General features: G+C 60.3%; 4 protein-coding genes. All 4 read right to left on the minus strand.

The window, feature by feature from the left end; genetic code table 11:
- Positions 1-58: 58 nt before the first annotated feature.
- On the minus strand, positions 59-1,201 hold the full coding sequence (locus tag AC11W3_RS18880; RefSeq protein ID WP_484092242.1) for a serine hydrolase domain-containing protein: 1,143 nt from the start codon (positions 1,199-1,201) through the stop codon (positions 59-61).
- 134 nt (positions 1,202-1,335) lie between these two features.
- Positions 1,336-1,743: a DUF2914 domain-containing protein gene (locus AC11W3_RS18885; protein ID WP_484092241.1), complete on the minus strand. Its 408-nt coding sequence runs from the start codon at positions 1,741-1,743 to the stop codon at positions 1,336-1,338.
- 152 nt (positions 1,744-1,895) lie between these two features.
- The gene (gene argJ / locus AC11W3_RS18890) at positions 1,896-3,077 is read right to left on the minus strand and encodes a bifunctional glutamate N-acetyltransferase/amino-acid acetyltransferase ArgJ (protein ID WP_484092240.1); all 1,182 of its coding nucleotides are present in this window, start codon (positions 3,075-3,077) and stop codon (positions 1,896-1,898) included.
- A gap of 146 nt (positions 3,078-3,223) precedes the next feature.
- Positions 3,224-6,091 (minus strand): preprotein translocase subunit SecA, encoded by a 2,868-nt coding sequence (secA, locus tag AC11W3_RS18895; RefSeq protein ID WP_484093538.1) that lies wholly within the window; start codon positions 6,089-6,091, stop codon positions 3,224-3,226.
- Positions 6,092-6,186 lie beyond the last annotated feature (95 nt).

Here is a 6,186-nt window from a genome sequence, read left to right on the forward strand (position 1 = left end):
GTAAAAAAAGCTAGCATAAAGGTCAAAGGGTGTCAAGGTTTTTGCCCCTTCTGATTAATCACTCATCATTGAGATGCGCCATCTCCCGCAGATCCAGTGGAACGGAGAACAGCCGTGAAGCCAAGGTGGAAAGCTCCCCTCTCAACTTGTTGAATTCGTGCACATTCTTGTATTCCAGGCGCGCGGTCAACAGGATCACGAAGGTATCCGACACCGGATCGATCCAGATGGACGACCCCGAATAGCCGGTATGCCCGAAGGAGACCTTGGAGAAGCCGGCCCCGCGGGGTGACGAATACGGAGAGGAGATGTCCCAGCCAAGGCCACGGACGACACCGCCGCCGCGGGAGAAATAGGGGGCGGTCATCTGGTCCACGGTCCTTTCCGCGAGCACTCTTTTCCCGTCCAGCTTCCCCTCCCACAGCATCATCCGGCAGAACTTCGCAAGGTCGCCGGCGGTGGAGAAAAGGCCTGCGTGCCCCGCCACCCCGCCCAGTTGCCGGGCCAGCGTGTCCTGCACCTCCCCCTGCAGAAGGCGCTCATCGCAGATGGTGATCGCGCAGCGCTCCTTGTTGGCGGGCCGGAAGGCTGTATCGGACATGCCGAGGGGACGGTAGAAGGAAGCCTGGGCGTAGAGGTCGATGCCGGCGCCGGTGGCCCTCCTGACCAGCTCGGCAAGGAGGATGAAGTTGAGATCGGCGTACCGGAACCGATGCCCCACCTCCCCTTTCAGCCGCTGCGACGCCGCTCCCTGGATGGCGCTTCTGAGGGGGTCGTCGCTGGAGAGGGAAATGTCGTCAAGGCCGGAGGTATGGGTTAGGAGGTTCAGAACCAGGATGGAGTCCTTGCCGTGACCGGTAAACTCCGGGAACCACTTCACCACGGGGTCGAGCAGGGAAAGCCTTCCCTCCTCGGCGAGTTTCAGTATCGATGGGGTGGTGGCGATGACTTTGGTGAGGGAGGCGACGTCGAAGATGGTGTCGACCGTCATGGGGCGGGCGTCCGGCAGCGGGGAGATCCGGCCGTATGCCCGTTCGAAGAGGATTTTATCGTGGCTGCCGATGAGGACGACACCACCGGCAATGAGGTTGCGGCTGATGGCGTCGTTAACCAGGGCATCGATCTTGGCAGTGTCGGCTGCGAAAGAGGTGGATGACAGCAGGAGAACGACTGCACAGACAAGGCTTGTGAGGATGGTCATGGCTGACCACGACCGAAGGTTTTGCATAATGCTCTACTCTAGGCCTTCTTCATTCGGTACTGTTCGCGATACTGTCGAGGAATAATGTGCATGATTGTGGCGAAGACGCCATTCACCATTCACCATTCACGCCTCTAGTTCATCTTGAAGCTGACGGACTTCAACACTTCACCTTCGCTGTCCTGGACCTCGCAGCGCCACTGGCCTGACTGTCCCTTCTCGACTTCCTTTCTGCTGTAGGTGCGCCAGTGGGAGCCTTTGACCGGCATCTCGTCCTCGAGCACCACCTCATCGTTGTGGTACCAGATGTGTTTGATGGTGGTGTCTGTACCTTTGGGAGCCAAGATCCTGGTGAAGCAGTAGAGAGCCTTGACCGAGGAAGAGGAGATGCGCCAGACCGAATCGATGGGGTTTCCCTTGACGATCTTGGTGGTCACCGCCATCTCAGTGATTTTAAGGTCGCTAGCCTCACAAGGGGCCCAACCGGCCAGCCCGAGGAACAGCGCGGCAATAGCCGCGGCAAAAAGCCTCGTGAAAGTCATCATGCCTCCAACGAAATGAAAAATCAGACAAAGGTTAAGGTTTGAGATCGAGGTTAACCTTCTGATCAGCGACTGCAACAGATACTATCTCATTACCGCTTTACCGCTTTCGGTTCAAGTGCCGGTACATTCACCATTCACCATTCACGCCTTTAAGTTCGGTAGTCGGCATTGATCTTGACGTAGTCATAGGAGAGGTCACTGGTGTAGACAGCGGCCTCGCCCTGGCCCAGATGGAGGTCAATGTTCACCATGAACTCCTTCTTCTTCAGGACCTCCGTTCCGGCTGCCTCGGCGTTGCCACCGGTGAAGACGCCGGCGGAGACCATCACCACGTCGTCAAAACGGATCTCGACCAGGTCGGGATTCACGCTGGCGCCGGAATAGCCCACGGCGCAGATGATCCTGCCCCAGTTCGCGTCCTGTCCGAAGAAAGCCGTCTTCACCAGCAGGGAGTTGGCGACGGCGAGCGCGGCTTTCTTGGCGTCGGCGTTGCTTTCGGCCCCCTTCACCCTGATCTCGACGAACTTGGTGGCACCCTCGCCGTCCTGCACGATCTTCTTGGCCAGGGACAGCAGGACATCGTGCAGCAGAGAGAGGAAGTCGGCAGCCTCAGGGGTCCCGGCCTTGATGACCGGGTTCCCGGCGGCGCCGTTAGCCATGATGAGGGCGGTGTCGTTGGTGGAGGTATCCCCGTCTATCGTGATGGCGTTGAAGGACCCGTCAACCGCTTCGGCAAAGGCCTTCTGCAGCAAGGCCGCATCGACCGCCGCGTCGGTAACGAGGAAAGAGAGCATGGTGGCCATGTTGGGCTGGATCATCCCCGCGCCCTTGGCGATCCCCTCGATGCTGTACGGTTTCCCACCGGCCTCACCGCGGCGCCGCTCCAGCTTGGCGAAGGTGTCGGTGGTCATGATGGCATCGGCGACGTCTTCCAGGGTACCGACGGCCAGCCCATCGACCAGCGGCTGGATGGCCTTCCGGAAGCGATCCATGGGGAGCGCCTGCCCGATCACTCCGGTGGAGGCGATCAGCAGGTCCTCGTCCGGGAGCCCCAACGATTCAGCAGCGCGCCTGGCGCACTCGAGGGCATCCGACATCCCCTGCTCGCCGGTGCAGGCATTGGCGTTGCCGCTGTTGACGATCAGGCCGCGGCAGCTGCCGTTTTTCACCCGCTGGCGCGAAATCAGCACCGGTGCCGCCTGCACCTTGTTGGTGGTGAAGACCGCGGCCACCTTGGCCGGGGTATCGGAGAAAATAAGGGCCAGGTCAAGCCGTCCCGGCTTCTTTATAGCCGCCTCCACAGCGGAGAAGCGAAAACCTTTCAGAGTCATCTGTAACCTCTAGATTAGGAAGAAGGTTGAGATTAAGAGAGGACGGGGTAACAACCTGTCAACTCTACCACAATCGCGGCTCGCCATCCTGTTCGGCCAGTTGAACCCAGCCGGGTCAGTCTTAATCTCGATCTCGACCTGCTTGTCTATTTGCCGCAGCACTTCTTGTACTTCTTGCCGCTGCCGCAGGGACAGGGCTCGTTTCTGCCGATGCTCTTGCCGCTCTTGGCCGGTGCCTGCGCAGCCGGCTCGTCGCCCAGGTTGAAGGTCATTCGCTGGGGCGCGGCCTGCGGCTCCTCGAACTGCTCCATGTCCTCCTCGCGGGCCACCTGCACCCAGGAGATCTTCTCTACCACTTCCTCCCTGGTGCGGGCCATCATGTCCATGAAGAGCTGGTAGGCTTCCTTCTTGTACTCCTGCTTAGGATCCTTCTGGCCGTAGCCTCGCAGGCCGATCCCTTCCTTCAGGTGGTCGATGGAGAGGAGGTGGTCCTTCCACTGGGTGTCGATCACCTGCAGCATGATGTACTTGATCAGGTAATCCATGTATTCTTCGCCGATGTCCGCGAGCTTCTGGGTGAAGCGCTGGCGCGCCTCGGCGCGGAGGTAGTCGTCGAAGTTGGTCGGCGTCAGCCTCTCGATGGTCTCAGTCGAGAGGTCCAGCTGGTAGCCGAAGACCTTGAAGACGGTGTCGGTGAGCCCCTGCCAGTCCCACTCGCGCGCCGCCACCTTGTCGATGGCGTAGGCCGCGACGATATCCCCCACGGTTTCGTCGACCATGCCGAGGAAGCTCTCCCGGATCTCGTTTCCGGCCAGGATCTCCTTACGCTGGGTGTAGATAACCTCGCGCTGCTTGTTCATTACGTCATCGTACTCGATCAGGTGCTTGCGGATCTCGAAGTTGTGCGCCTCGACCTTCTTCTGGGCGTTTTCGATGGCCCGGGTGATGAGGCCGTGCGTGATGGCCTCGCCCTCCTCGATTCCCAGCTTGTCCATGATCATGGAGACTCGCTCGGAACCGAAGATGCGCAGCAGGTCGTCCTCCAGCGAGAGGTAGAACCTCGAGGAGCCCGGGTCACCCTGGCGGCCGGAACGACCGCGCAGCTGGTTGTCGATACGGCGGGATTCGTGGCGCTCGGTGCCCAGGATGTGGAGGCCGCCAAGTCCGACCACCTCGTCGTGCTCGGCCAGGCAGACCGGCTTGTACCTATCCACCAGGGCGTCGAACTGCTTCTGGTACTCGGCCAGGACCAGCGCCTCCACCTCCTCGAAGTCGAACTCGTCGTGATTCCTGACGTAGTCGCCGACCACCTTGTCGAGGCCGCTGAAATCCCGCTCGACCATCTGCAGGAGTTCCTCCTCGGAGTCATCGTTGTCGGTGGCCTTCTCGAAGGCTTCCATGAAAGCCTGGGTCTTCGATTCCGGGGTGCCCTTGAAATCCTGGCGGCCCAGGCCGTCGGGATTGCCACCGAGAAGGATGTCGGTACCGCGGCCGGCCATGTTGGTGGCGATGGTGACCATCCCCTTGCGGCCCGCCTGGGCGACGATCTCGGCCTCGCGGTCATGCTGCTTGGCGTTCAGGACGAAGTGCGGGATCCCCTGGCGTTTGAGGAGTTCGGAGAGCTGCTCGGACTTTTCGATGGAGATGGTGCCGACCAGCACCGGCTGCCCCTTGGCGTGCAGCTCCTTGATCTCCTCGATGACCGCGTTGAACTTCTCGCGCTCGGTCTTGTAGATGACGTCCGGGAAGTCCGGGCGCAAAAGCGGACGGTTGGTCGGGATGACCACCACGTCGAGCTTGTAGATCTTGTGGAACTCTTCCGCCTCGGTGTCGGCGGTACCGGTCATGCCGGAGAGCTTCTCGTACATGCGGAAGTAGTTCTGGAAGGTGATGGTGGCCAGGGTCTGGTTCTCGTTCTCGATCTTGGCCCCTTCCTTGGCCTCGATGGCCTGGTGCAGGCCGTCGGACCAGCGGCGCCCCGGCATGAGACGGCCGGTGAACTCGTCGACGATGATGACCTCGTCGTCACGGACCACGTAATCGACGTCCCGCTTGAAGAGGGCGTGGGCGCGCAGGGCCTGCTGGGTGTGGTGCAGGATCTCCATGTTGCGGGGATCGTAGAGGTTTTCCACCTTGAGGAGCTTCTCCACCTTGAGCACCCCCTCCTCGGTGAGGGTCGCCTGCTTGGACTTCTCGTCCACGGTGTAGTCGCCGGTGTAGGTCTTACGTTTCCCGGAAAGGGTATTGGCTTCGACCTCGATGACCTCGCCCTTGTTGAGGAGCGGAATGATGCGGTCGATGATGTAGTATTTGTCGGTCGAGTCCTCGGTGGGGCCGGAGATGATGAGCGGAGTCCTGGCCTCGTCGATCAGGATCGAGTCGACCTCGTCGACGACCGCGAAGTTGAAGGGACGCTGCACGTAATCGGCGAGGTCGAACTTCATGTTGTCGCGCAGGTAGTCGAACCCGAACTCGTTGTTGGTGCCGTAGGTGATGTCGGCGGCATAGGCTTCCCGGCGCTCGTTGTCGTCCAGGCCGTGCACGATGACGCCCACGGAGAGGCCGAGGAATTTATGAATGCGTCCCATCCAGTCGGAGTCGCGCTTGGCGAGGTAGTCGTTGACGGTAACAACGTGTACGCCCTTGCCGCTGATGCCGTTGAGGTACGACGGGAGGGTCGCCACCAGGGTCTTGCCTTCGCCCGTCTTCATCTCGGCGATCTTGCCGGAATGGAGGACCATGCCGCCGATCAACTGGACATCGAAGTGGCGCATGCCGAGGACCCTTTTACCCGCCTCGCGGCAGACGGCGAAGGCCTCCGGAAGGATGGCGTCGAGGCTTTCGCCGCGGCCGTAGCGCTCCTTGAATTCGGCGGTCTTCCCTCTGAGGGCGTCGTCGGAAAGGTTGACCATCCCGCTTTCCAACTGATTTATGCGTTCTACGACGGGCCACATGCGCTTCAGTTCCCGCTCGTTCTTACTCCCGACAAACTTCTTTATTAGCGCTCCAAACATCTATTGAATCTCCTTGGATCTGGATAAAGGGATGTAAAAACAGTGTAAGGTACCATATAAGTGAGAAGGTCTCAACAGAAAAGGCGGCGCGGAAG

The organism is Geomonas sp. (assembly GCF_056994735.1).